At 39.4% G+C, this 26,805-nt stretch carries 29 protein-coding genes; 12 read left to right on the forward strand and 17 right to left on the reverse strand.

Annotated features, from left to right (window positions below; all coding sequences use genetic code 11):
• Entirely contained in the window at positions 1 to 996 is a 996-nt protein-coding gene (locus tag Q0M21_RS01600) for an NAD(P)H-dependent glycerol-3-phosphate dehydrogenase (RefSeq protein WP_295333763.1), read from the reverse strand.
• A 216-nt stretch (positions 997 to 1,212) separates the two neighbouring features.
• Between Q0M21_RS01600 and Q0M21_RS01605 the strand changes: the two genes are divergently transcribed.
• Positions 1,213 to 1,800: a hypothetical protein gene (locus tag Q0M21_RS01605; protein ID WP_295333765.1), complete on the forward strand. Its 588-nt coding sequence runs from the start codon at positions 1,213 to 1,215 to the stop codon at positions 1,798 to 1,800.
• An 86-nt stretch (positions 1,801 to 1,886) separates the two neighbouring features.
• Here Q0M21_RS01605 and Q0M21_RS01610 read toward each other — a convergent pair whose 3' ends face one another.
• The 6 genes from Q0M21_RS01610 to Q0M21_RS01635 form a co-directional block, all read right to left on the reverse strand.
• Positions 1,887 to 3,053: an iron-containing alcohol dehydrogenase gene (locus Q0M21_RS01610; RefSeq protein ID WP_295333768.1), complete on the reverse strand. Its 1,167-nt coding sequence runs from the start codon at positions 3,051 to 3,053 to the stop codon at positions 1,887 to 1,889.
• Between the two features lie 67 nt (positions 3,054 to 3,120).
• Positions 3,121 to 3,702 (reverse strand): nicotinate (nicotinamide) nucleotide adenylyltransferase, encoded by a 582-nt coding sequence (nadD, locus tag Q0M21_RS01615; RefSeq protein ID WP_295333771.1) that lies wholly within the window; start codon positions 3,700 to 3,702, stop codon positions 3,121 to 3,123.
• Between the two features lie 50 nt (positions 3,703 to 3,752).
• Positions 3,753 to 4,322 (reverse strand): guanylate kinase, encoded by a 570-nt coding sequence (gene gmk, locus Q0M21_RS01620; protein ID WP_295333774.1) that lies wholly within the window; start codon positions 4,320 to 4,322, stop codon positions 3,753 to 3,755.
• 41 nt (positions 4,323 to 4,363) lie between these two features.
• Positions 4,364 to 5,224 (reverse strand): YicC/YloC family endoribonuclease, encoded by an 861-nt coding sequence (locus tag Q0M21_RS01625; protein WP_295333777.1) that lies wholly within the window; start codon positions 5,222 to 5,224, stop codon positions 4,364 to 4,366.
• Positions 5,225 to 5,294: 70 nt separating this feature from the next.
• Positions 5,295 to 6,188 carry a DMT family transporter gene (locus tag Q0M21_RS01630; protein ID WP_295333779.1) on the reverse strand — a complete coding sequence of 298 codons (894 nt, stop codon included), beginning with the start codon at positions 6,186 to 6,188 and terminating at the stop codon, positions 5,295 to 5,297.
• Positions 6,181 to 6,537, reverse strand: a complete 357-nt coding sequence (locus Q0M21_RS01635) for an arsenate reductase family protein (RefSeq protein ID WP_295333782.1) — start codon at positions 6,535 to 6,537, stop codon at positions 6,181 to 6,183. Before Q0M21_RS01635 ends, Q0M21_RS01630 begins: the two co-directional genes overlap by 8 nt.
• 78 nt (positions 6,538 to 6,615) lie before the next feature.
• On the opposite strand from Q0M21_RS01635, the gene Q0M21_RS01640 reads away from it, so the two are divergent.
• The gene (locus Q0M21_RS01640) at positions 6,616 to 7,071 is read left to right on the forward strand and encodes a DinB family protein (RefSeq protein ID WP_295333785.1); all 456 of its coding nucleotides are present in this window, start codon (positions 6,616 to 6,618) and stop codon (positions 7,069 to 7,071) included.
• Positions 7,072 to 7,186: 115 nt separating this feature from the next.
• Positions 7,187 to 8,329 carry a cystathionine gamma-synthase gene (locus Q0M21_RS01645; protein WP_295333788.1) on the forward strand — a complete coding sequence of 381 codons (1,143 nt, stop codon included), beginning with the start codon at positions 7,187 to 7,189 and terminating at the stop codon, positions 8,327 to 8,329.
• A 48-nt stretch (positions 8,330 to 8,377) separates the two neighbouring features.
• Here Q0M21_RS01645 and Q0M21_RS01650 read toward each other — a convergent pair whose 3' ends face one another.
• The 6 genes from Q0M21_RS01650 to Q0M21_RS01675 form a co-directional block, all read right to left on the reverse strand.
• Positions 8,378 to 9,277 (reverse strand): DUF3078 domain-containing protein, encoded by a 900-nt coding sequence (locus tag Q0M21_RS01650; protein WP_295333790.1) that lies wholly within the window; start codon positions 9,275 to 9,277, stop codon positions 8,378 to 8,380.
• A 54-nt stretch (positions 9,278 to 9,331) separates the two neighbouring features.
• The gene (locus Q0M21_RS01655) at positions 9,332 to 9,838 is read right to left on the reverse strand and encodes a DUF2480 family protein (RefSeq protein WP_295333792.1); all 507 of its coding nucleotides are present in this window, start codon (positions 9,836 to 9,838) and stop codon (positions 9,332 to 9,334) included.
• A 67-nt stretch (positions 9,839 to 9,905) separates the two neighbouring features.
• Complete coding sequence (locus Q0M21_RS01660; RefSeq protein ID WP_171221308.1) at positions 9,906 to 10,229, reverse strand: SUF system Fe-S cluster assembly protein; 324 nt, start codon at positions 10,227 to 10,229, stop codon at positions 9,906 to 9,908.
• Positions 10,230 to 10,235: 6 nt separating this feature from the next.
• A complete protein-coding gene (locus Q0M21_RS01665; protein WP_295333796.1) occupies positions 10,236 to 10,655 on the reverse strand; it encodes a SufE family protein in 420 nt (139 codons plus the stop codon).
• Entirely contained in the window at positions 10,652 to 11,092 is a 441-nt protein-coding gene (locus Q0M21_RS01670; RefSeq protein ID WP_295333798.1) for a hypothetical protein, read from the reverse strand. The genes Q0M21_RS01665 and Q0M21_RS01670 overlap by 4 nt, the downstream gene beginning before the upstream one ends.
• 95 nt (positions 11,093 to 11,187) lie before the next feature.
• Complete coding sequence (locus Q0M21_RS01675) at positions 11,188 to 12,402, reverse strand: aminotransferase class V-fold PLP-dependent enzyme (protein ID WP_295333802.1); 1,215 nt, start codon at positions 12,400 to 12,402, stop codon at positions 11,188 to 11,190.
• Positions 12,403 to 12,570: 168 nt separating this feature from the next.
• Here Q0M21_RS01675 and Q0M21_RS01680 point away from each other — a divergent pair, with 168 nt between their 5' ends.
• The gene (locus tag Q0M21_RS01680) at positions 12,571 to 13,911 is read left to right on the forward strand and encodes a serine hydrolase (protein WP_295333805.1); all 1,341 of its coding nucleotides are present in this window, start codon (positions 12,571 to 12,573) and stop codon (positions 13,909 to 13,911) included.
• 103 nt (positions 13,912 to 14,014) lie between these two features.
• Here the strand turns inward: Q0M21_RS01680 and sufD are convergent, their stop codons facing one another.
• The 4 genes from sufD to Q0M21_RS01700 form a co-directional block, all read right to left on the reverse strand.
• The gene (sufD, locus tag Q0M21_RS01685; RefSeq protein ID WP_295333808.1) at positions 14,015 to 15,331 is read right to left on the reverse strand and encodes a Fe-S cluster assembly protein SufD; all 1,317 of its coding nucleotides are present in this window, start codon (positions 15,329 to 15,331) and stop codon (positions 14,015 to 14,017) included.
• A 64-nt stretch (positions 15,332 to 15,395) separates the two neighbouring features.
• Positions 15,396 to 16,145: a Fe-S cluster assembly ATPase SufC gene (gene sufC, locus Q0M21_RS01690; protein WP_295333811.1), complete on the reverse strand. Its 750-nt coding sequence runs from the start codon at positions 16,143 to 16,145 to the stop codon at positions 15,396 to 15,398.
• A gap of 51 nt (positions 16,146 to 16,196) precedes the next feature.
• Complete coding sequence (gene sufB, locus Q0M21_RS01695; RefSeq protein ID WP_295333814.1) at positions 16,197 to 17,645, reverse strand: Fe-S cluster assembly protein SufB; 1,449 nt, start codon at positions 17,643 to 17,645, stop codon at positions 16,197 to 16,199.
• Between the two features lie 9 nt (positions 17,646 to 17,654).
• A complete protein-coding gene (locus Q0M21_RS01700; protein ID WP_295333817.1) occupies positions 17,655 to 17,984 on the reverse strand; it encodes an iron-sulfur cluster assembly accessory protein in 330 nt (109 codons plus the stop codon).
• 141 nt (positions 17,985 to 18,125) lie between these two features.
• On the opposite strand from Q0M21_RS01700, the gene Q0M21_RS01705 reads away from it, so the two are divergent.
• From Q0M21_RS01705 to rnpA, 8 genes are all read left to right on the forward strand, one after another.
• Positions 18,126 to 18,983 (forward strand): MBL fold metallo-hydrolase, encoded by an 858-nt coding sequence (locus Q0M21_RS01705; protein ID WP_295333820.1) that lies wholly within the window; start codon positions 18,126 to 18,128, stop codon positions 18,981 to 18,983.
• Positions 18,984 to 19,107: 124 nt separating this feature from the next.
• Positions 19,108 to 19,536 (forward strand): MarR family transcriptional regulator, encoded by a 429-nt coding sequence (locus tag Q0M21_RS01710; RefSeq protein ID WP_295333823.1) that lies wholly within the window; start codon positions 19,108 to 19,110, stop codon positions 19,534 to 19,536.
• 58 nt (positions 19,537 to 19,594) lie between these two features.
• Positions 19,595 to 22,024 carry an outer membrane beta-barrel family protein gene (locus Q0M21_RS01715; protein ID WP_295333827.1) on the forward strand — a complete coding sequence of 810 codons (2,430 nt, stop codon included), beginning with the start codon at positions 19,595 to 19,597 and terminating at the stop codon, positions 22,022 to 22,024.
• Positions 22,025 to 22,193: 169 nt separating this feature from the next.
• Complete coding sequence (locus Q0M21_RS01720) at positions 22,194 to 22,364, forward strand: hypothetical protein (RefSeq protein ID WP_295333831.1); 171 nt, start codon at positions 22,194 to 22,196, stop codon at positions 22,362 to 22,364.
• A 45-nt stretch (positions 22,365 to 22,409) separates the two neighbouring features.
• Positions 22,410 to 23,987: a S8 family peptidase gene (locus tag Q0M21_RS01725; protein ID WP_295333834.1), complete on the forward strand. Its 1,578-nt coding sequence runs from the start codon at positions 22,410 to 22,412 to the stop codon at positions 23,985 to 23,987.
• 21 nt (positions 23,988 to 24,008) lie between these two features.
• The gene (locus Q0M21_RS01730) at positions 24,009 to 25,883 is read left to right on the forward strand and encodes a M1 family metallopeptidase (protein WP_295334119.1); all 1,875 of its coding nucleotides are present in this window, start codon (positions 24,009 to 24,011) and stop codon (positions 25,881 to 25,883) included.
• An 85-nt stretch (positions 25,884 to 25,968) separates the two neighbouring features.
• On the forward strand, positions 25,969 to 26,382 hold the full coding sequence (locus Q0M21_RS01735) for a hypothetical protein (protein WP_295333837.1): 414 nt from the start codon (positions 25,969 to 25,971) through the stop codon (positions 26,380 to 26,382).
• 1 nt (position 26,383) lies between these two features.
• The gene (gene rnpA / locus Q0M21_RS01740; RefSeq protein ID WP_295333840.1) at positions 26,384 to 26,758 is read left to right on the forward strand and encodes a ribonuclease P protein component; all 375 of its coding nucleotides are present in this window, start codon (positions 26,384 to 26,386) and stop codon (positions 26,756 to 26,758) included.
• The last annotated feature ends 47 nt before the right edge of the window (positions 26,759 to 26,805 follow it).

Below are 26,805 nucleotides of genomic sequence, written 5' to 3' on the forward strand. Positions count from 1 at the left end.
TTAATCTAATTTTTCGGTAAGTTTCTTGAATACTTTTTTGGCTTCTTTGCCTTCGTATAAAACCTCATACACCGCATCAATGATAGGTGTTTTGGCTTTGTACTCTTGATTGAGTTTGTAAGCACTTTTTACAGCGTAATAACCTTCGGCTACCATACTCATTTCGTGTTGCGCCGCCTGGACGGTATAGCCTTTACCAATCATATTGCCAAACATACGGTTTCTGGAAAATACAGAATAACCGGTAACCAACAAATCGCCTAAATAGGCTGAATTATTGATGTTGCGCTTCATCTTATGGACTTTCTTAATAAATCGCTTCATCTCGCGAATAGCGTTACTCATAATGACGGATTGGAAATTATCGCCGTAACCCAAACCATGCGCGATTCCGGCAGCAATCGCATAAATGTTTTTCAACATCGCTGCATATTCGGTACCTATGATATCGTCGGAAATTTTAGTTTTGATAAAATGACAGCTCAAATTATTGGCTACGACTTTAGCTTTTTTAGCATCAGCACATGCGATAGTTAAATAGGAAAGTCTTTCTAAGGCGACTTCTTCAGCATGACAAGGTCCGGTAATAACGCCTATGTTTTCATAAGGTATATCAAAATTTTTGTGGAAATGTTCACCAACTATCAAAAAAGTTTCGGGAACAATTCCTTTTATGGCTGAGAAAATTACTTTGTCTTTTAAATCCACTTTAAGTTTTTCCAACTCTTTACTCAAGAATGCTGACGGAATGGCAAATATGAGATAATCTGCATATGCTATGGCTTCGTTTATATCGCTGGTGAGGCGTAATTTTTTTGTATCAAACTCAACTGAACTCAAGTAATTAGGATTGTGCTTTTCCGCTTTTAAATGGTCTATTGCCGATTGGCTTCTCATATACCAAGCTATTTCGGGTAAGTTTACGCAAAGCATCTTGGCTATAGCAGTAGCCCAACTTCCGCCACCGATAACGGCAAATTTTGGTGAATTATTCATGAGACACTAGTATTATTTCTGTTCAAAAATACTCAATTTAAAATGATTTACCTTCAGCATTGCCGCATTCATAAATTAATCAGTCATTATCAATATCACAAAGAATATTATTTTTAAGCTTTTTTCTTTCTTTTTACAATTTTTTATGCATTTCATCGTTTTTTTTATACTTTTAAAAGAATCTGTTTTACTTTAGTAATCCCAAATTTATCAAATATGAAAACAAAATTACTTTACTGTTTCATGGCTTTACTTTCGCTTGGCATAGTGTCTTGTGAAAAAGACGAAACCTCAAGCCAACAGAGAATTTCTCAAACCGCATCAAGTTCAGTAGTTTCTACAACAGCACTTCAAAACTTAGATGCATGTGTGACTACCAATTTAATGGCCGGACAGCATTATGATGCCGGTGATGTAAGAGTTTATGTTGATTTAGAACATGTTTACATTGAATATGCCACTTCTGGCAATTGGTATATCAAAAAAACGCACTTGTATAGTGGTAACTGTAATGAAATTCCTGTTACCCGTAACGGAAGCCCGGTTCCCGGTCAATTTCCTGTAAGTAATGCTTATCCAAATGGAACTCAATCTGTTGTTTACGCTTTCAACAAAGCGGATTTACCGGAATGTTTTTGCGTAGCTGCTCATGCAGAAGTTTATCGAGTAGAAAATAATCAAATTGTACAAACAGAAACTGCATGGGCTCAGGGTGAACGTTTTACACCAAGAAGTTGGGGAATGTTCTTCAGCGTTTGTCAATCAGACTGCTTTGATATAGAAGATTATTACTTTGGTAACTAAATCCGTAAAAATGCAGTCATAGCGATTAGCTTACATTTTGTATCCCGTTTGAAAATAAAAAAGCCTTCAAAATGAAGGCTTTTTTATTAATAACTCATTTCGACTATCGCTTTTATTTTGTCTACAGTTACATTTTGTTTTTCGCCTAAAGCTTTCCATCCTCTTTCTTCAAAACGTTTTACTATAAAATCGGCAGTATTTTGGTAATCTTCTGTGTTTTCGGACAACTTGGTTTTCATCCCCATAGTATGGAAAAACGCTATCGTTTTTTGAATCGCTTGTTGTGCAATTTCCACTTCATCATTCCCTTCTATATGCCAAACTCTTTTGCCGTACTGCGCTAATTTTTCTTTTTTGGAATCAAACATTACTTTGTACAAATTAGGCCCAATAATGGCCAACGTTCTGGCGTGATCGATTTCGTATAAAGCCGTCAATTCGTGACCAATCATGTGGGTAGCCCAATCGCTGGGTACGCCTTTTTGGATTAAACCGTTTAAGGCCATAGTGGCGCACCACATGTAGTTAGAAGCCAATTTGTAATCGGTTGGATTTTCAGCCACATCAGGTCCGATTTCGATTAAAGTTTGCAAGATGCTTTCAGCAAATCGGTCTTGCAATAAAGCGTCGTGCGGATAAGTCAAGTATTGCTCCATAACGTGGGTAAAAGCGTCTACAACACCGTTTTGAATTTGTCTCTTAGGCAATGAAGCAATCACTTCAGGGTCACAAATAGAAAACTTAGGAAACAAAGCACTCCCGCCTAAAGTTAGTTTTTCCTGAGTGGCTTCGATAGTAACAACAGCGCCTGAATTCATCTCGCTGCCGGTTGCCGGTAACGTCAGCACTGTTCCGAAAGGAATCACTTTAGTCACATCGGTAAATAAAACTCTGTTTTTAAGGATTTCAATAGGATTGCCCTCGTAGTTTACTGCACCGGAGATGAATTTTACGCCGTCAATAACGCTTCCACCACCAACAGCCAAAATAAAGTTAATGTGTTGCTCACGGATGATCTCTACTGCTTTCATCAAGGTTTCAAAACGTGGATTAGGCTCTATTCCGCCAAATTCAACCACTTCAAAACCGTTCAAAGCCGATTTCACCTGATTGTAAACACCATTTTTAAAAATACTGCCACCGCCATAAGCCAAAAGCACTTTGGCATTTTGTGGAACTAAAGTGGCTAATTTTTGGGTCTGTCCTTTCCCGAAAACATATTGGGTAGGATTATATAATTCGAAGTTTAACATAGTATTTTTGTTTTGATTTACAAATTTACAAAAGGCTCAAAAGAACAACTGATAAAACAATGTTAAGTTATTTTTTGTAAAAGTTATTATGAACAACATATTCCCAAACCTTGTGTGGTAAAAGCGGTCGGATATTTTTGTTGTTTTTGATATTATCCCGAATGACTGTAGAAGAAATTTCCACTATCGGTGCATCAATCATGTGAATTCGGGGGTGATTTTTAAATTGCTGATTTTCTGTCTCTTCGGAAACCCTAGGGTAAATATAAATATCGTGATGTTCTAAAATATACTCGTAGTTTTTCCATTTGTGAAGCGATTTCAAATTGTCTTCCCCCATGATTAGAGAAAACTCATGTTGTGGTGATTTCTCCATTAAATGTGCCAGCGTATTCACCGTATAATTCGGCTGAGGCAATTTGAATTCGATATCGGAGGGTTTGATTTTCGGATAATCCTCAGAAGCTAATCGCACCAAATGCAACCGCTGATAATCGTCGAGTAACGTTTGTTTCTGTTTCAACGGATTATGTGGCGTAACGACCATCCAAATTTGCTCCAAATCGGAATGCTCCGCCATGTGATTGGCGATAATTAAATGACCTATGTGTATAGGGTTAAAAGTGCCGAAATAGAGACCGATTTTCATATTTTAGGGATAAGGAGATTTTCTTATGCCTTTTGCCTTGTCACACGAATTTACTTCACAAATGCTTTAACTAAATCATAGGCTTCTTGCTTTGCCACATCTAGATCATAATTCTTAATAATGACATCAAACTGTGGAGCGGTGGCCAATTCTACGTGGGCTTTGGCAATTCTCATATTGATTTTATCATCGCTCTCAGTAGAACGCTCTTTTAAGCGGCGTTTCAACTCATCCACACTTGGCGGCTTCACAAAAACAGCCAGAGTTTCTTGTGGAAATTTCGATTTGATTCGCAATCCGCCGGCCACATCAATGTCAAAAATTACGTTTTTGCCTTTGGCCCAAATACGTTCTACTTCGCTTTTTAAAGTCCCGTAAAAATTGTCGCGATACACTTCTTCCCACTCGATAAAATCTTCAGCTTTGATGTGTTTTTTAAAATCGGCTATCGATATAAAATAATAATCTTTACCGTGAACTTCCTCACCACGCGGTTCTCGGGTGGCTGCCGATATGGAAAATTCCAAATTGAGTTCGGGTTGCGCTAATAAATGTCTGACTATGGTGGTTTTCCCGGAGCCGGACGGAGCCGAGAATACTAATAATTTTCCTTTGTTCATTGTAAATAGCTGTTAGCTTTCAGCTTATAGCTTATAGCTTTTTATAATACGTTTAAAACCTGTTCTTTAATTTTTTCCAACTCATCTTTCATCATCACCACCAATTTTTGCATTTCAGCGTGGTTGGATTTAGAACCCATGGTGTTGATTTCTCTACCCATTTCCTGAGTTATAAAGCCGAGTTTTCTACCATTGGCTTCCGTTCCGGCTAAGGTTTCGATGAAATAATTCAGGTGGTTTTCCAAACGCACTTTCTCCTCAGTGATATCGTATTTTTCGAGGTAAAAAATCAATTCTTGTTCAAAACGATTTTCATCCACATTTTCTTTTAATTCATCCAAAGCCGTTCTTAATCTGGTTTTAACGGTTTCCACACGTTCGGCATCATAAGCCACGGCATTGTTCATCAACGTCATGATGTTGGCAATGCGATGTAAAAATTCTTTTTCAAGCGACACACCTTCGTCTTTGCGAAACTGTACAATATTGGCTAAAGCTTCATCAATAACGGTTTGGATTTGCTGCCATTCGTTTTCATCAATTTCATCACGCTCGGTTTTTAAGGCATCGGGCATTCTGACGGCCATTTTCATCAACTCGGTCTCATCGGCATTCGGAATCACCGCTTTCATTTGGTTGATGTAACCTTTTACTATCGGCACATTAATTTTGGAAGATGTTTCTTCGCCGGTAACCTCAACATAAAGCGAAAAATCGATTTTGCCGCGTTCCAATCGCTGCGAAATTTGGTTGCGCAAACCCAACTCCATTTCTCTGAAAACAGAAGGCATACGCGTATTTAAATCTAAACCTTTACTGTTAAGCGATTTGATTTCAACGGTAATTTTTTTGGTCGGCAATTGCAAAGTAGCTTTCCCGAAACCGGTCATGGATTGTATCATAACTGTTGTAAAATGTTCTCAAAGATAAATAAAAGTTTGCAGTCGTAGCCGCAGTTTTATCTGAGGCTGTTTAATGAGACTGAGACTCCTTTTTCTGCAGTACCAAATAAACCCCAACAAATATCAAAACGGCCGATAAAACCTTCACTAAAGTAAGTTCATCTTTGCCTACACTCATGGCGAAAACCGTGGCAAATAGCGGTTGTAAGTAAATAAAAACGGCTACTGTGGTAGGCTTCAATTCGCGCATGGAAACCAAGTTGAGCAAATAGGTCATAAACGTGGTAAAAACCACTACAAAACCTATTTCCCATAAAATTACCGAAGGCAAATTTTGCCACTGAATTTCTTGGGATTCGCTCCAGCCAAAAGGAAGCACCATCAGCAAACCGAAGGTGTAAATCCACTTTACAAAAGTGAAAGCGTTGTATTTATCCATCAATTTTTTTACGATAATCAGGTAAAAACCATAGGACACGGCATTGATAAAAACCAACAAATTCCCCAAAGGCGCATTGGTGGCACTACCCATCGATTTGCCGTACAATATTAAAAATCCCGTACCGAATAAGCCGAGGAAAATCCCAATAATCTTCCGCAATTCCATTCGCTCTTTCATCAATATCGACGATAAAATTAACACGATAATCGGCGTAGTTACCATAATCACTGCACCGGAAATAGGCGACGTATAACTCAACCCTTTGAAAAAAGTGAGCATGTTCAACGCTACGCCAAATAAAGCTGCTGCTATGATTCTGGGGAAATCTGCCGTCTGTATTTTTTCCTTCGGCCCGAAAAAAGAAACCAACCAAAACAAAACCGTGGCGCCCAAAACACGCAGTAAAATAAATCCGTAGGGTTTTACGAAAGTCGGCATCACGTCTTTGGCAATGGTAAACGAAACGCCGTAAATAATCGACACAAAAGTGGCGGCTAACAACGCCCAATTTCGCTTACTCATGCGATAAGAATTCGATAGCTTGTTGTACTACTTTCGGACTGTTGCCCACAAAAATTTGGCCGTCGACAATGATTAACGGTCGTGATAAAAAAGTGTAATGCTCCAGGATGTATCTTTTAAAATCGGCTTCCGACAACTTTTCGTCTTTCAAACCCATTTCTTTGTACAAAGTCGCTCTTTTACTAAAAAGTGCTTCATAACTGCCCGCCATTTGCGCCATTTCTTCCACTTGCTTAACCGTCATCGGTTCAGCTTTTATGTCTTGTAACTGAAAAGTATCCAGCTGCGGCAAGGATTTTAATATACGTTGGCAAGTGCTGCAAGTCTTCAAATGATATATTTTTCGCATGGCTAAAAGTTTAACAATTCCAGCCACAAAAATACGTGGTTATGGCTTGGCAAATTCGTATTTTTATCAAAAAAAATTATGGACGCATCATTTAAAATCTGGGAAACCAACCGACACTTGTACTTGAAGCTAATCAACAATTATTCGTTGGAACAGCTCAACAAAATTCCCGATGGTTTCAGCAATAACTTAATTTGGAATTTAGGCCATATCATCGTGGCGCAACAGGGTTTGGTGTATCGCCTTTCGGGTTTGCCGGTGAACGTTTCCGAGGAAATGACCAACACTTACAAAAACGGCTCTAAGCCTACCGGACAAACTACACAAGCAGAAGTAGATGAACTCAAAGGATTGTTGATTTCATTGATGGAACAAACCCGATCCGATTACGCTGCCGGAAAATTTACCGGTTACAACGAATACACCACCGGAACCGGATTTCATTTGGCCTCAACCGAAGAAGCCATCCAATTCAACAATTATCACGAAGCCTTGCACATGGGTTTTATGATGAACATCCGTAAGTTTATTTAGGAGCCAATCCGGCTATACGTTACAATCTTTTCCTTTTCAGGAAAAGGATTTTCACTCCTATCCGGGCTATTAAAAAACGAAAAAAAAGTACCTTTGTAATCTAATTGAAACTCAAATGAAATTTAATACCAAAGTCATACATGGTAACCAACACCATGAAACAGTCACCGGAGCGGTAATGCCGCCGGTATTTCAAACCTCAACGTACGCCCAAGTTTCTCCGGGGAAACCCGTAGGCGATTACGAATATTCTCGTGCCGCCAATCCAACCCGTCAAGCCTTAGAAGATGCTTTAGCCAGTATCGAAGGCGGCGCACGCGGTTTGGCTTTCGCTTCAGGATTAGCAGCAACCGACTGCCTATTGCGTATGTTCAAAGCCGGTGACGAAATCATCGCGATGGACGATTTGTACGGCGGAACCTATCGTTTATTTACCCGTTTGTACAACAACAGCGGCATCAAATTCCACTTTGTAGACATGACCGATTTAGACAAACTCCAGTCGTTAATCAACGAAAACACCAAATTGGTTTGGGTAGAAACCCCTACCAATCCGTTGATGAAATTGGCCGACATTGCGGAAATTGCCAAAATCACCAAAAAACACAACATTTTATTTGCCGTAGACAACACTTTTGCTACACCGTATTTGCAAAAACCCTTAGATTTAGGTGCCGATATCGTGATGCATTCCGCTACTAAATATTTGGGCGGACACAGTGATGTGATTGCCGGTGCTTTAATCATCAAAGACAAAGCATTGGGCGATGAGTTACATTTCAAACAATTTGCTACCGGTGGAACCTTAGGGCCAATGGACAGTTTCTTGGTATTGCGCGGTATCAAAACCTTGCATTTGCGTGTACAAAGACACTGTGAAAACGGGGAAAAAGTAGCTAACTTTTTGGCCAATCATCCTGAAGTGGACAAAGTATTCTATCCCGGATTACCGGATCATCCGTTTCATGCTATTGCTAAAAAACAAATGAGTGGTTTTGGCGGTATGGTTTCCTTTACCTTCAAATCGGGTAAAAAAGAAGACGCTATAGCGTTCTTAGAAAAGGTAAAAGTATTCACTTTAGCCGAATCATTAGGCGGTGTAGAATCGTTGGCGAATCATCCGGCTTTGATGACACACGCTTCGATTCCGGAAGACAAACGCAAAGAAGTGGGCATCACCGACGACTTAGTGCGTTTAAGCGTTGGTGTAGAAGACATAGACGATTTGTTAGCCGACTTAGAACAGGCTTTCCGATAAAACAAAAAAGCGCCGAAATTCGGCGCTTTTTTTATGCTGTTTTTTTTATTAGAATCCGTAATTCACGCCGACCCCAATAACCTGACGGGTTTGAAAGCCTGAAAAGGCATTGTCGTCATAAATGGTTTGGAAGGCAAAATTGGTAGTCAAATATTTATTGACTTTCATGACAATATTCAAGGTATAATCGATATCAATATTATACGGATCTTGTAAATAGTTGGTGTAGGAGTTAAAAATATTTTCCGCCGTCACATTTTCCATAATGTTGAACTTATAATAAGCGTTCACCGCGGCTCCAAACTCGTAACGCGAGTTTTGTCCTTGCGCCACACCAAAAGCCGGTCCAAGATCAGTAAAATGCTTGTGCACCATAATTACTTTGGAAGTCGCCGGTGCTACGTTAATCTTTAAATTATCGCTCTTTTTCCACATCATACCGGGACCAAACTGCGTAAAAGTAGGCGAGAGGAAATGTGAAATTTTAACCGAACTGTTGGCCGGATCAAAACCGGAATCAAATTGGGTTTTAAAGTTAAAGAAGAACGAGTAATACCATTCGCCCGAAGCTTTTTTACCTAACAAAGAGTTGAATTCAAATCGGTCGTCGGTTTTGCGCAAATCCTGTCCTGAAATTTTAGTTAAACCATAATTGGCATTCAACTTATTGTCCCAGGTCCAAGTATCGCTTTTGTAATTGAAGTCATATTTCACACCCATATTCCCGGAAATACTAGTTTGACCACCGGCCAACCAATTGTCAAAACTAGCTTGGTTGGCTAAAAAGGTAAACACGCCTTTTTTCTCCCAACCGTTTGGTTTTTCTTCGTGGATTTTGGAAATGGTTTCTTCGGTCTTTTTTAATAGTTCTTTTTCACTGACTTGAGCTTGGGTAATACTTGCCATCAATACAGCGGCAAAGGTTAAGCGAAGTGTTGTCTTTTGCATAATTAAAAAAATTTGCCGCAAAGGTAAGGTTCCTCGCGGCTATTTCAAATGATTCTATTTGGCTTTTTTATAGAGTGGCACGGCCGAGCAAGCTTCGCCGTACATGATACTTTTGGCAAAAGGTTGAAGTCTCTGAACGGCCATAATGTAAGCACTTTCCGGGACCGGTTTTTTGGAACAACCTTTAATGATAACCGGTTTATCCTGATACATAGTATAATCCAGCGTTGGTAAAATTTCCTGATACAAAGCGGTATTCAAATCGGCTATAGTACCTAAAACTACTTTTTTAGCAAACGGCGTCAAATAAGTTGTAACTAAAATGGTAGCCCATGCCGGCACAATGGCATCGGTGGAACAATAAATGGCTACAAAATGATTTTGGTATTGTGACCAATCATGATTTTTTAAGGCTTCCCGAAAATCTTTTTCTTTCAGTAAAAAACCTTCCAACAGCCATTGCGAAAGATCAATTTGCGTGCGAGTGCCAACAGGATAATAATCCTCCAAATCGAAAACTTCGAGTGCGGAGTTGGCTACTCTGTTGATGATTTCGTCCATCTTTTTAGTTTACAGTCGCAGTCACAGTCGCAGTTATCTGAAAACTGCGACTGTGACTGATGACTTTTTATAACATTCCTAATTCTAATTTAGCTTCTTCACTCATTAAATCTTTGCTCCATGGCGGATCAAAAGTAATTTCCACTTCGCAAGATTTTACGGCTTCGATTTTGGTGATTTTTTCTTCCACTTCGCGCGGTAAAGTCTCGGCTACCGGACAGTTCGGCGAGGTTAAGGTCATCAAAACCTTTACTTCATTGTCTTCGTTAATCATCACGTCGTAGATTAACCCTAATTCGTAAATGTCTACCGGAATTTCGGGATCGTAAATGCCTTTGAGTACTTTGACTACGTTTTCGCCTAAATTGATATCGTCTTTAAATTCTTCCATTGTTTTTTAATTTTTTGCATTGAATGCCAAAGCATACATTTTCAGTTTTTTAATCATTGACACTAAGCCGTTAGCTCGTGTGGGTGATAAATGTTCTTTGAGTCCGATTTCGTCTATAAAATCGGTATTGGCTTCTAATATAGCCGATGCTTTTTGATTGGAAAAAGCCCGAATTAAAATAGCGATGATGCCTTTGGTTAAAATCGCATCACTATCGGCTGTAAAAACTACTTTATCGCCATCTAGTTCGGCATGTACCCAAACTTTAGATTGACAACCTTGGATAATGTTGTCGTCGGTTTTGTATTGTTCTTCGATTAAAGGCAATGATTTCCCTAATTCGATGATGTATTCGTAGCGTTGCATCCAGTCGTCAAACATGGAAAATTCGTCTACGATTTCGTCTTGTATTTCTTTAATGCTCATTCTTCTTTCTCTTTGGCCAAAGCTACAATTTTATTGACTAATTTTTCGATTTCAGCCGGCGGATGACCGTGATCAAAATCAGGAGATACATAATCTTGGTCTTGGTATCTGATTTTTAAGTTGGCAATTGCAGCACCGTCGTAAAACCTTTTTTGCGTTGGATCTTTCAAATTTGGAATCTCTTCTAAATTGATTTTACTGAAAGCCTTTACCAATTCAGCCCAATCAGCATCTGAGATATTGATTTCCTCCGGTAACTTGCTTCCGTTTCGGTCGCGAGAAACCGTTATCTTTTGATTCATAATGACCACTTTTTGATAAAATCCTCTGGTGTTGGCCGTGTACTGAAGGGTCGTATTGGTTAAATCGTTTTGCGCCTCGTTAGTACAGCTTTTCGATAGGAAAAGTGTCAAAAAAATCATGGTTATTGTTTTCATAGTTTTGTTGTTTAGCCCGGATGGCAGCGGCATCCTTTTTTAATTTGTCAAATTAAAAAAGATACAGCGGACAGCCGGAAATAGCTCCTAAAAATTTAACTCAACATCATTTTGGCCTTTTTAACCGCCTCGACCATAGCATCAATTTCTTCCTTGGTGTTGTAAAAAGCGAAACTCGCTCTAATCGTGCCCGGAATCTTGAAATAATCCATGATAGGTTGGGCGCAATGATGTCCGGTGCGCACCGCTATGCCTAACTTATCGATAATTGTGCCAATGTCGTAGGGATGTATGCCTTCGATGTTAAACGAAATTACGGAAGTTTTATGTTCCGCCGTTCCGTAAATTTTCAAACCGTTTATGGCGGATAATTTTTCGGTAGCGTATACCAACAATTCGTGTTCGTATTGTGCGATATGGTCAAATCCGATGCTGTTTAAATAATCTACTGCGGTTCCCAAAACAATACCTCCGGCTATGTTGGGTGTTCCTGCTTCAAACTTGTGTGGCAAATCGGCATAAGTGGTCTTTTCGAAACTTACGGTGGCTATCATTTCGCCGCCGCCTTGATAGGGTGGCAATTTTCGAAGCCAATCTTCTTTACCGTAGAGAATTCCCGTTCCGGTTGGCCCGCAAATTTTATGACCGGAAAACACGTAGAAATCACAGTCTAAATCTTGTACATCGGGTTTTAAATGTGGTGTGGCTTGAGCGCCATCGATTAAAACAGCAGCGCCAACTTGGTGCGCTTTGGCAATCATTTCCTTTACAGGGTTGATGGTGCCCAAAGCGTTTGAAATATGATTTACGGTTACGATTTTGGTTTTGTCTGAAAGCAATGTATCGTATTCAGCCTGTATCAATTCTCCTTTTTCATTCATGGGAATGACTTTCAGCGTGGCGCCGGTTCTTTCGCATAGCATTTGCCACGGCACAATATTGCTATGGTGTTCCAAAGCCGAAACCAATACTTCATCGCCAACTTTTAACAGCGAGGCAAAACCATTAGCAACAGCGTTAATACCGTGAGTAGTTCCGGAAGTAAAAATGACTTCATGGGCGTGTTTGGCGTTGATATGGTTTTGGATTTTACCGCGAGAGACTTCATAGGCATCGGTAGCCAATTGACTTAGGGTATGGACGCCGCGGTGAATGTTAGCATTGATTTCTTGGTAATATTGGGCAATCGCATCAATCACTACTTGTGGCTTTTGCGAGGTGGCGCCGTTGTCAAAATAAACGAGCGGTTTACCGTTTACTTTTTGAGAAAGTATCGGGAAATCGGCTCTGATTTTTTGGAGGTCTAACATGGTATTATTTAGAAAAATTCTAAATACAAAAGTAGTTAAAATGAGTTGGTTATTTGCTAAACAAATATTAATATTTTATGATTTTGAACCCTATAAGACATATAAGAAATAGAAGCTTAAATTACTTATATGACTCAAATTTTATAAATTGCTTCAAAATTAATTCCCATGAAAAAGTTTCTGAAAGTTTTTGCCGTTTTATTGCTGCTTGTCTTGGTTTATTTGCGCATCGAAATTTATCCGCAATTGGACATCATCACCGGTTTTTCGGCTAAGAGTGTGGCATCCGGATATTTTATTGATGACCGAACTTTGGAAACCATACAACAGGGTGACAACGACATTGACAAAGTCGATTGGGCTACCAATACAATAGATGAAAATGAAAAAAGCGTCTTGTCAAAAGTATACGGATTAAAAGCGCGCAAAGCCATTTACCGCGAAGGATTGGGCGCCACGTTAATCAACGACGATTTTGATGTTACCAAACCTTATAACGTTCCGAAACGAAGTTTATCCCAAAGCGATTTGCCTTATCCTTATGGGAACAGCAATCCGGTAGATACCAGTTTTGCCGAATTAGATGCGTTCCAATTGCAAAAAACTGTAGAAGAAGCCTTTGACAAAGAGGGCGAAAAGAACAAAAGAACCCGCGCCGTAGTAGTATTGTACAAAGGCCGTTTGGTGGCTGAGAAATATGGTGCCGGATTTAGAGCAACTTCTAAAATTTTAGGTTGGTCGATGACCAAAAGTTTGACGGCGACTTACTTTGGCATACTGCAAAAACAAGGGAAGATCGATATTACTAAACCTGCTCCGATTGCCGCTTGGAAAAACGACGAGCGCGCTAAAATTACGATTAACGATTTGCTGCACATGAATTCGGGCTTGGAATGGGATGAAGATTACGGCAAGATTTCCGATGTGACCAAAATGTTGTTTACGGCAGAAGATATGACCCAATCGCAAATTGACAAACCTTTAGTAGGCAAACCGAATGCGTCGTGGAATTACTCGTCGGGCACTACGAATTTGTTGTCGGGTATATTGCGCCAACAATTCAAAACACACCAGGAATATTTGGATTTTTGGTACAGCAGTTTGTTGGATAAAATTGGCATGGACTCAGCTTTAGTGGAAGTTGACATGGTTGGAAACTTTGTAGGTTCGTCCTATGGTTGGGCTTCGGCGCGCGATTGGGCCAAGTTTGGATTACTCTATTTAAACCAAGGCAATTGGAACGGAGCACAACTATTTGACCCGAGTTGGGCGAAATACGTGGCCACGCCAACCAATACTTCTAACGGTCAATACGGTGCGCAATTTTGGTTAAATGCCGGCGGAAAATTCCCGGATGTACCGCGAGATATGTTTTACTGCAGCGGTTACCAAGGACAAATGGTAGCTATTTTCCCGAGTCACGACTTGGTAGTGGTTCGTATGGGGTTGAGTGAGGAATTTGATTTTAATGGGTTTTTAAGAGATATTATTTTATCCATAAAGAAATAATTTAAACGCAAAGAACGCAAAGTTAAAAAAGAGAAAGGGCGCAAAGTGTAATTAACAACTTTAGCGCCCTTTGTGTATTTCTTAGCGAACTTTGCGGTTAAAACTACAAATCAAACCCTAAGTTCACGCCTAATTTCGTGGCGATAATTTTGGTGATTCTTTGTTTTAATTCCGGTATTTTGATGCTTTCGATGACCTCATTGGAAAAGGCGTACATGAGCAATGCTTTGGCTTCTTTCTTAGGAATGCCGCGTTGTTGCATGTAAAACATAGCCGTTTCATCTAACTGCCCGATGGTACAACCGTGGGAACATTTGACGTCGTCGGCAAAAATTTCCAATTGCGGTTTAGCGTTAATTGTGGCTTTGTCGCCCAGCAAAATATTGTTGTTTTGTTGGAAAGCATCGGTTTTTTGCGCTTCTTTTTCCACGTAAATTTTACCATTGAAAACGCCTGTTGCACTATCGGCCAAGATGGTTTTGTAGTTTTGGTGGCTTTCGCAATTGGGCTTGGCGTGATGCACTAAAGTGTAATGATCCACGTGTTGCTTGTCGCCTATGATGGTAATGCCTTTAAGCGTAGAATCGATTCTTTCGCCAAAATGGTAGAAGTTCAAATTGTTTCTCGTGATGTTACCACCAAAAGAAAACGTGTGAACCGAAACTCGGCTTTCCTGCTTTTGGGAAATATAGGTGTTGTCAATCAAGTTAGCCGATTGCAAATCGTTTTGGATTTTATAGTAATCCACGATAGCGCGTTTTTGGGCAAAAATCTCGGTTACTGAATTCGTCAGTACCGGGTTTTCGTTTAAGCTTTGGTGTCTTTCGATGATTTGCACGTGCGCATTTTCGCCTACGATAACCAAATTACGGGGTTGCAACATCAACGCATTTTCTTTTCCGGTAGAAAAATAGATGATTTCGATGGGTTTTTCTACTACTTTGCTTTTCGGAATATTGATGTAAGCACCTTCATTAGCAAAAGCCGTATTCAAACTGGTCAAACTTTCGTCTTTACTGGCGATTTTGTTGAAATATTCATCAATTACCATTTTGTATTTGGGTTTGTTTAAAGCCGATGACATCAAACAAACATCAATTCCATCATGCGTTGTGGCCGATAAAAACGAAGTAAACTTACCGTCAACAAAAATCACTTTATAAGTATCAATCTCGTGTAGGAAGTACTTTTTAACTTCGGCAAACTCAATAGCATTTTCGTGTTTTGGAAATACCGAATAGTCGTTTTTCAAAACCGAATTCAGCGAGGTGTATTTCCAAGCTTCCTCTTTTTTAGTAGGGAAACCTTTGTGTTCAAAGTTTTTTATTGCGGCCGTCCTAATATCATGCAAATCCGAATGAACATCGATTTGTTCTTCGAAAGCCATGAAAGACGAAATGAGTTTTTCTTTTAATTCCATAATTATCAGTATTCAGTCGCAGTATCCAGTCGCAGTTGCTGTAAACTGTGACTGAGACTGTAAACTAATTCAATTCATTTTTAATCCAATCGTATCCTTTTTCCTCTAATTCCAACGCTAAGTCGGCGCCACCGGTTTTTACGATTTTACCGTCCATTAAAACGTGAACAAAATCGGGTACAATATAATCTAACAAACGTTGGTAGTGCGTGATAACCAGTACCGCGTTGTTTTCGTTTTTTAATTTATTAACGCCGTTAGCTACAATTCTTAAAGCGTCGATATCTAGTCCAGAATCGGTTTCGTCGAGGATGGCTAATTTTGGCTCTAACATGGCCATTTGGAAGATTTCATTACGCTTCTTTTCACCGCCCGAGAAACCTTCGTTTAGCGAACGTGATAAAAACTTGCGGTCCATTTCCAGCAATTCCGATTTTTCGCGGATGAGTTTCAGCATTTCGTTGGCCGGCATTTCCTCTTGATTGTTGGCTTTTCTTTTTTCGTTAATGGCTGTTTTGATGAAGTTAGTCACCGAAACACCAGGAATTTCTACCGGATATTGGAACGACAAGAAAACACCTTTGTGTGCTCTTTCTTCCGGAGCCAATTCGGAGATATCTTCCCCTTCTAAGAGGATTTCGCCTTCGGATACTTCGTAATTTTCATTACCGGCAATGATGGAAGAAAGCGTGCTTTTTCCGGCACCATTTGGTCCCATAATGGCATGCACTTCTCCGGCTTTAATTTCTAAATTAATGCCTTTTAATATGTCTTTATCTTCAACTGAAGCGTGTAGATTGCTAATTTTTAACATTTTATACTTTTATTTTAAAACCATTTAAGGAATGTAAGTTCATTTAAGTTTTTATCCGACGGAACCTTCGAGTGAAATCTCCAATAATTTTTGTGCTTCTACGGCAAATTCCATGGGTAGTTTGTTCAAGACGTCTTTACTGAAACCGTTTACAATTAACGCAATCGCTTTCTCGGTTGGAATCCCGCGTTGGTTGCAATAAAACACTTGATCTTCTCCGATTTTAGAAGTCGTGGCTTCGTGTTCTATTTTGGCAGTAGTATTTTTACTTTCGATGTACGGAAACGTGTGTGCGCCACAATTATTTCCCATCAACAATGAGTCACATTGGGAGAAGTTACGCGCATTCTCGGCACGAGCGCCAATTTGCACCAAACCTCGGTAACTGTTTTGTGATTTTCCGGCCGAGATTCCTTTGGAGATGATAGTCGATTTGGTGTTTTTACCCAAATGGATCATTTTAGTTCCGGTATCGGCTTGTTGGAAGTTATTGGTTACGGCAATCGAGTAAAATTCGCCTATCGAATTATCGCCTTTTAACACACAAGACGGATACTTCCAAGTTACGGCAGAACCGGTTTCTACTTGCGTCCAAGAGATTTTGGCATTTTTCTCGCACAAGCCTCTTTTGGTTACAAAATTATACACACCGCCTTTGCCTTCTTTGTTTCCGGGATACCAGTTTTGAACAGTGGAATATTTGATTTCAGCATCGTCTAAAGCAATCAATTCCACTACCGCTGCGTGCAATTGGTTTTCGTCTCGACTTGGCGCTGTACAGCCCTCTAAGTAAGAAACATAACTGCCTTCATCGGCAATGACTAAAGTTCTTTCGAACTGACCGGTTCCTGCTTGGTTGATACGGAAATAGGTTGACAATTCCATGGGACAACGAACGCCTTTCGGTATGTAGCAAAAACTACCGTCGGAGAAAACCGCCGAGTTTAGTGCTGCGTAAAAATTATCTTTTTGCGGCACAACCGTTCCAAGGTATTGGCGAACCAATTCCGGATGCTCTTTAATAGCTTCGGAAATACTCATGAAAATGATACCTTTTTCGGCCAAGGTCTTTTTAAAAGTTGTCGCCACCGAAACCGAATCGACCACGATGTCCATGGCGATGTTGTTCATTTTTTTCTGTTCATCGATAGAAATACCCAGCTTTTTGTACATCGCTAAAAGTTCCGGGTCTACATCGTCCAAGGTTTTATTAGGATCCGCTTTTTTCGGTGCCGAATAATAGGAAATGGCCTGAAAATCGGGTTTTTCGTAATGTACATTGGCCCATTCCGGTTCAGTCATTTCCTGCCAAGCTCTGAAAGCTTCAATGCGCCAATCAGTCATCCATTGCGGCTCGCCTTTTTTCTGAGAAATAGCTCTTACAATGTCTTCGTTTAGGCCAACAGGAAAAGTCTCCGATTCTAATTCGGTATAAAATCCGTATTCGTATTCTTTAGTTTCGAGTTCGACTTTTAAGTCGTCTTCCGTATATTTTGCCATGATAGTGTTCTATAATGAGAATGATTCACCGCAACCACAGGTTCGGCTTGCGTTGGGATTATTAAAAACAAAGCCTTTACCGTTCAAGCCTCCGGAAAATTCCAAAATGGTTCCGGCTAAGTACAAGAACGATTTTTTTTCAACGGCTATTTTCACATTATTGTCTTCGAAAACTTTGTCATTTTCGCCTATTGCTTTGTCGAATTTTAACTCATAAGACAAACCCGAACAACCACCACTTTTTACGCCCACGCGAACGTAATCTTGGGTCGCATCAAAACCGTCTTCCTGCATCATTTCGACGATTTTTTTACTTGCTGTATCCGATACTTTAATCATCTTATTTTGATTTTGTCTAAATTAATGTGCAAATTTAACACAAATATCTATTCCTACTACAATTGGTAACATTTTTATAACTAATGTACGGATAGAAAAAAATGATTTTTTATTCTGTAAATTTGTCACAAACCTCAACCTATGAAAATATATCCTATAGAAGCCGGAAACTTTAAGTTGGATGGCGGCGCTATGTTTGGCGTGGTTCCGAAAACGATTTGGAACAAAACCAATCCTGCAGATGCCAATAATTTGATTGATATTGCAGCCCGTTGCATGCTGATTGAAGACGGCAACCGTTTGATTTTAATTGACACCGGCATGGGCAACAAACAGTCGGAGAAGTTTTTCGGGTATTATTCACTTTGGGGCGATTTTACTCTAGATGGTTCTCTAGCCCGATACGGTTTTCATCGCGATGATGTGACCGATGTTTTTATGACGCATTTGCACTTTGACCATTGCGGTGGTAGTGTGAATTGGAATGCCGCCAAAACCGGTTACGAAGTTGCTTTCAAAAATGCCAAATTCTGGACCAACGACAACCACTGGGAATGGGCGACAAAACCCAATGCGCGTGAGAAAGCTTCTTTCCTTTCCGAAAATATTTTGCCGATGCAAGAAAGCGGTCAACTGAACTTTATTAAAAGGCCGGAAGGCGATTTCGGAATTTCGAAAGAATTGGGTTTCGGGATATTTTATGTTGACGGTCACACCGAAAAAATGATGATTCCGCACATACAATACCAAGATAAAACCATCGTTTTTTGTGCCGATTTGATTCCAACTGCCGGACATTTGCCTTTACCATACGTAATGGGTTATGACACCCGACCGCTTTTAACAATGCCTGAAAAAGCAAAGTTTTTAAATGCGGCGGCGCAAAACAACTATTTCTTATGGCTGGAACACGATGCACACAACCCAATCATCACAGTTGAAAAGACAGAGAAAGGTGTGCGATTGAAAGAAGTATTTTCATGTGAGGCGCTTTTTTAATCATCCCTAATCCTAATTCCATTAACGCCTTAAAAAGTATTGCTGCTAATTTTTTGTTAATTTTTATTTGATATGTCAATTATTGATAAATCATTTATATTTTTGTTCACTAAACAACTCGAATATGGAAAAGTTAGACGATATCATTTTCTATAAAATAGACAAAGCCATTCGGTCCTATCGGATGTTTGCCCAAAAACAGCTCAAAGCTTCGGGCTATAAAATCTCCGTAGACCAATGGTTGGTAATCAAAGCCATTTTAGAAAATCCGGGGATGCCGCAACAAGAGATAGCCTCTTTGGTTTTTAAAGACAACGCTTCAGTAACCCGAATCATTGAGATTTTGGTTCAATTAGGTTATTTGAGCAGAAATATCCACGAAACCGATAGAAGAAAAACCAATTTAGAAGTTACCGAAGAAGGGAAAAATATCATCCAAAGCGTTCAGAGTTTAGTGAATCAAAACCGTCGAGTGGCCTTGGATGGCATCAGCGAAACTGCCTTACAAAATATGAATCAAACCTTAACTAAAATCATAGAAAATTGTCCATAGCTATGTAATCAAAACAATCATCATCAATCACAATCAATCAATTAAAACGAACAGTAACATGAAATCAATCTTAATTTTCATTGGGCTTATTTGGCTCAATGGTCATCAATCAGCTTTTGCCCAAAACCAGAAAATCACTATTACAGGGCAACTGAAAAAAACGGGCACTATTTCCCCGGAAAACCTTCTGGTTTTTCTGTATGCTAAAGAAAACGAACAGTTAATCAAAACTGAGGCTACAGACCAAACGGGGAAATTTGTTTTTGAAAACATTTCGCCAGGAAGGTACTACGTAACCGTTGAAGAAAACGGCAAAACCCTTCACAACGGAGCATCGTTCAGCGCGACTTCCGATTATACAATTCCCGAAATTGAATTGGCTATTTCTTCCGAAAGTTTAAAAGAAGTAGTCATTACTTCGTCAAAAAAATTTATCGAACGACAAGACGGGAAAATGATTATGAATGTTGACAGCGCCATTGGCTCTTCGGGCAGTACAGCCTTCGAACTATTGGAAAAAGCACCGAGTGTAGCCATCGACAACAACGACAATATCAGTCTGAGAGGAAAATCGGGCATACAGATTCAAATTGACGGAAAGCCTACACAAATGTCTGGTTCCAACTTAGCCGATTACCTACGAGGTATTCCTGCGGAAAGCATTGACAAGATTGAATTCATCACCAATCCGGGATCAAAATACGATGCAGCGGGTACTGCCATCATCAATATCAAGATGAAAAAAAGTAAAAGAAAAGGCAGTAACGGTAGTATTTCGCTATCCAACGGCGCCGGAAGGTATTTCAAAAACGGCAACAATGTTACCTTGAACCATCGCACAGAAAAATGGAATATTCACGGAAACTACGGCTTTGCGTATCGCGAAGGCTTTAATGACTTAAGATTAGACCGTAAGTTTTACGAAGACAATACGTTTACCGGCGCATACGATCAAAATAATTTTCTCAAAATCCAACTGAGAAACCATACCGGGCGATTCGGTGTTGATTATTTAGTCAACGATAAACACTCTTTTAGTCTTTTAGCAAACGTGGTGAACAACAAATTCAATCCAACAGGCAGCAATGTGTCGGATGTTCTCGACAACACCAATACTTTAGCATCAAACTTTGAAACTAAAAACAAGGCCAACAACCAGTGGAAAAATTATGCCGTAAATTTAAATCATAAAGTCAAAATCGACACTTTAGGCACTGAACTCAACACTGATTTCGATTGGGCCAATTACGGCAACCGAAACGACCAGGACTTTACCACGCGTTACTATGATTTGGACGGTGCAGAATTCCAAAATCCTTACATTTTGGAGGGAAATATCAAAGGTGATTTGAACATAATAGGGCTTAAAACCGATTTCACTACGACCTTCAAAAACAAAGTAAAACTCGAATCCGGATTAAAATCTACTTATGTCAAATCGGATAACGAACTTACTTTTTACGACTGGAGTTCGGGTAATCCGGTGTTGGATGAAACCAAAAGCAATCATTTTATCTATAAAGAAAACATCAATGCGGCGTATTTAATTGCTTCTAAAGAATTCGGAAAATGGAAAACCAATTTGGGTTTACGCGTTGAAAACACGAACATCGACGGAGAACAGCGCGTAGGCGACCAATCTTTCAAAAACAACTACACCCAACTTTTTCCAAGTGCATTTGTAGGCTACACCATTAGTGAAAAACACAGTTTGGAGTTCAATTACAGCCGAAGAATTACCAGACCGAGCTACGATCAGTTGAATCCGTTTAAATTCTTTTTGGATCCTACAACCTACGAAGAAGGAAATCCGTATTTGAGTCCGCAAACCACAAATTCCTTCGAGTTGACACACGTACTAAATAAAAAAGTCTATACAACACTAAGCTATTCACAAACGGCCAACAACATTACCCAAGTAATTATGCCTTCAGAAGGGAACAATCAGCAAACGGTTCAAACCAATAAAAATTTGAACACCGTAACCACTTGGGGATTGAATGCCATAGTTCCGTTTGAGATTACAAAATGGTGGACCAACAACAACTCGTTGAATTTTAACTTGAATTCCTTCTCCGGAAATGTTTCCGGGACTGCATTAAATAGCCAAAGTAATTTTGCCTACGATTTCAACACCACCAATAACTTTAAATTCGGAAACGGATATTCAGGCGAACTTTCAGCCAACTACAGAGGCAATCAGATTTATGCCTTCCTGGATTTAAAACCGGTGTGGTTCTTGAACTTGGGTGTACAGAAAAAATTCGAAAAAGCCACTTTGCGTTTAGCAGTTAACGACCTGTTTTTTACGAACAACATCAAAGCTTCGAACACTTTTACCAATTATACAGAAAGGTTTGCGGTTTCTCGTGATTCCAGAAATGTTATGCTGACTTTTACCTATAATTTCGGAAACGGAAACTCGCAACCTCGAAGAACCGGTGGTGCTGAAGACATAAAACAAAGAGCCGGAAGCGGAAACGGATAAATTCAAATTTATGTATATTGTCAAAACTCCGAAAAACAATGTTTTTCGGAGTTTTTTCCTAAAAAAGAAACAAAAACATTATTTCAAACTAATAATCGCATTAGAACTTAGTCTCTGTACCATTGCTTTGTTTTTTTGATGCCAATTGACTACTGAATTACCTTATTTTATGGGCTTTGCCATTGAAATGACAGTTGAAAAATTCGCTAAAATCAAAAGTGTTAAGCCATTTACAGTCAATACTTTTTATAAATTTGATAAGCCTTTATGGCTTGATTACATTAAAAGAGACTCTTTTGCGATGCCTAAATTATTGTTAATCCAACTGTTTAATGCTTAAAAAGAAATTATTTTTACGGTCTTACACTTGTAAATCGTTTTTAAAATGAAAAAAATATTTTACACTGTATTCTCAGTGTTCTCGTTAACAATAGCCGCTCAAGAAGCCAAAGTATCATCGTTTAAAAAATCACCTTTAACCGAAGAACAACAACAACGTTGGAGCCATTTGGATTTGGAAAAAGATTCCATTCCGGGCATGAGCGTAGACAAAGCGTATTCAGAACTTATAAAGGGAAAGAAAGGTAATAAAGTTATCGTTGGCGTGATTGATTCCGGTGTTGACATTAGTCATCCCGATCTAAAATCGGTCATCTGGACCAACCCAAAAGAAATCCCGAACAACAAAAAAGACGACGATAAAAACGGTTATGCTGATGACGTACACGGATGGAATTTCTTAGGCGATTCCAACAACGAAACCTTGGAATTGGTTCGTTATTTAAGAAAAGGCGATGACGGCACCGAACTCTACAAGAAAGCCCAAAAGGAATACGAAAAAGAATACAACGAAGTGTTTCCGTACAAAGAAACAGTCGATTTATTGGTGGATGCCGATAAAACCATCCGTGAGTATTTGAAGAAAGAAAACTACACTAAAGAAGACCTCAACAATATTGCTTCGGTGAAATATGAATTGTTTAAAAGCAAAAAAATCATGTTGATGTATGCCGAAGATGCCGGCGATGATTTTCGCCAAAACTTGGAGGAGTTTAAAGATTATGTGTATGACAAATTGAATTATAATTTGAACAAAGAATTCAATGGAAGAAAACCGGTAGGCGATAACCCGGAGGATATAAAAGATAAAAAATACGGCAACAATGTTGTGTATTCAAAAAATCGAAAAGATTCTTCGCACGGTACACACGTAGCCGGAATTATTGCCCAAGAAAGAAACAACAAAATGGGTGGCGATGGTGTAGCCATCAATGTGGAAATTATGCCAATTCGTGCTGTCCCTAATGGTGATGAGTATGATAAAGACATCGCTTTAGCCATAAGATACGCTGTTGATAATGGCGCTAAAGTCATCAACGGAAGTTTCGGTAAAGATTATTCGCCACAGAAAGAATGGGTTTGGGATGCCATGAAATATGCCGAGAGTAAAGACGTTTTAATAGTTTTAGCGGCAGGCAATGACGGCAAAAATGTAGATGTGGAACCTAACTATCCGGAAGATACTCCTGATAAAAAAACCGAATTGGTAAACAATGTCATTAAAGTAGGCGCCATTAATTACAACTACGGCGAAGGTATAGTAGCTGATTTCTCGAATTACGGCGCTGCGAATGTTGATGTTTTTGCTCCGGGCGTTAAGATATACGCTACTGTACCGGGAGAGAAATACAAATACGAACAAGGAACCTCTATGGCTTCTCCAAATGTAGCCGGAGTTGCGGCTTTAATTCGCTCTTATTATCCTAACTTGAAAGCAAATCAAGTAAAAGAAATCATAATGAAGTCAGGAATTACCTTGAACTTGGACGTAACAGTTGGTGAGGATAATCTGAAAATACCTTTTTCACAAACATGTGTTTCAGGGAAAATTGTCAACGCATACAATGCCTTAAAAATGGCAGAAGAGGTTTCTAACCAAATCAAAAAAGAACCAAAACTCTAAAACTATACTTCAAAAATCATGATGAAAAAAATCTTCTTCCCTTTTGTTTTATGTTTCAGCATCAATGCAGTGGCGCAATCTGAAGGGTATTGGCAACAACGGGCAGATTATAAAATGGAAGTAACAATGGATGTTAAATCCTATCAGTATTCCGGCAAACAAGAATTGCTCTATACCAACAACTCGAACGACACTTTAAAAAGAGTTTACTACCATTTGTACAACAACGCTTTTCAGCCGGGAAGCGAAATGGATGCGCGACTCCAATCGATTCCGGATCCTGACGGGCGTATGGTAACTAAAGTTAAAAACGCAGAAGGAAAAGATATCAATAAAAGCCGAATTGCCCAGCTGAAACCAAACGAAATTGGGTTTTTAAAAATCTCCAACTTCAAGCAAGACGGTATTTTAGCTACAACTAAAGAAGTCGGAACCATTTTGGAGGTCGATTTAGCCCAACCGCTTCTACCGGGCAAATCCACTTTATTAACCTTAGATTTTAACGGACAAGTTCCGGTACAAATCAGACGTTCCGGGCGAAACAACAAAGAAGGTGTTGAACTTTCCATGGCGCAATGGTATCCGAAAATGGCTGAATTTGACTTCGAAGGTTGGCATGCCAATCCGTATATAGCCAGAGAATTTCACGGTGTTTGGAGCAATTACGATGTAAAAATCACCATCGATAAAAATTATGTTTTGGGCGGAACCGGTTATTTGCAAAACAAAAACGAAATCGGTCATGGTTATGCCGATGATGGCGTGACAGTAAGCATTCCGAAGAAACAAAAAACACTAACTTGGCATTTCTTGGCGCCTAACGTACACGATTTTACCTGGGCCGCCGATAAAGAATACCTTCACGATAAATTGGTAACAGAAGAAGGCGTAACCTTGCACTTCTTGTACAAAAACAATCCGAAAATTATCGAGAATTGGAAAAAAGCTCAAGGCTACACGGCCGAAATCCTCAAGTTTTTTAATGCCATGGTAGGTAAATATCCCTATGAACAATATTCGGTAATTCAAGGTGGCGACGGTGGTATGGAATACGCCATGTGTACCTTAGTTTTAGGCGAAGGAGAACTCAACGGTTTTATCGGCTTGATTGCACACGAATTCGGACACTCCTGGTTCCAACAGGTTTTGGCCATCAACGAAAGCAAACACGGTTGGATGGACGAAGGATTTACTTCCTTTATCGAAGATACGGTGATGAATCATTTTGCCGAAAAAAAAGCTGCGAATCCTTATGCCGGTGCTTACAAAAGCTATTTTGACTTGGTTAAATCGGGCAAAGAACAACCCCTTTCGACTCATTCCGATCGCTTTGATTTAAACCGCTCTTATAGCGTTTCATCCTACAGTAAAGGAGAACTCTTTTTGAGCCAGCTGATTTACCTGATTGGTGAAGACAATTTAATGAAAACCTTACGTCGTTTTTACGAGGAATTCAAATTCAAACATCCAACGCCAAACGATATCAAACGAACAGCAGAGCGCATTTCAGGAGCCCATTTGGATTGGTATTTAACTGATTGGACGCAAACCACCAATACTATTGATTACGGAATTTCAGAGGTAGTTACCTCAGAAACCGCTCAAACGAAAATCACTTTAGAACGAATCGGACGAATGCCGATGCCGATTGATCTTTTGGTAGAATACACCGATGGCAGCAAAGAAAGTTTTTACATTCCGTTGCGCATGATGCACTTTGAAAAGGAAAACCCGACACCGGAAATTTCCAGAACCGTACTGACCAATTGGGCTTGGGCATTTCCCAACTATAGCTTTACCCTTGCCAAACCCAAAAGCAGTATCAAAAAAATCACCATTGACCCAACCGGTTTAATGGCCGATGTGAAAAAGGAAAACAACACTTTCGCCCAATAGGGTTAATAATGAATAAAAAGCGTCTGTTAACAGACGCTTTTTTTATGGAATAGAATTTGTAGATTTACCGCAAATATTGATTACCATGAAACACTTGAAAATACTAATCTTTTTGTTGACCTTGGGTTGGAGCATCCCAAAAGCCGAAGCGCAACCCATTCGATTCAAAAGCAGCAGTGTTAGTTTTACCGATAAAAAAAATGACGGCAGTTGGAACGAATGGTCAGAATTTGTCAAGGCCAACGTTTTAATTACACTTGATGCCAAAAAAGATCTGATTCTCATCAACTCCAATGAAGTGCAATCGTTCAAAATAAAAGCTTACGGTGAAATTGAAGATAATGAAGAAGTCAACATCGTTCCTTTTGAATGTATTGACAACAAGTTTTCCAAATGCAACATTTTCATTATCACTAAGAAAAAAGAAAATAACCGTATGCAGATTTACATCAACTATAACGAGGTAAAGTTTGTGTACAACATCTACAACGATAAGTAAAATGGATAATTCCTATCCTAAAAATGAAAAACTCAAGAGCAAAAAAATCATAGATTTACTTTTCACCGAAGGCAAATCTGTGGCACAATATCCGCTGCGATTGGTTTATGTTCCTTACGATTTTGAAGAAGATGTTCCACTGAAAATGGGCGTTTCGGTTTCTAAAAAATACTTTAAAAAAGCTGTCGACCGCAATTATTACAAAAGAGTGTTGCGCGAGTGTTATCGATTGAATAAGTCACAACTGCTGGCCCATACTAACCAAAAATATTGCTTTATGTTTTTCTACCAAACGGCCGACAGATTGCCGTATCAGGAAATTGAAACCAAGACCAAACAACTTTTTGAAAAGTTTGGCAAAAGCCTGCCACAATAAAAAAATGTTAACCCTAAACTGAATCCGCTTCATTAGAAGTAATTTAG

It is taken from the genome of Flavobacterium sp. (genome assembly GCF_024710485.1).
Lineage (GTDB): Bacteria > Bacteroidota > Bacteroidia > Flavobacteriales > Flavobacteriaceae > Flavobacterium.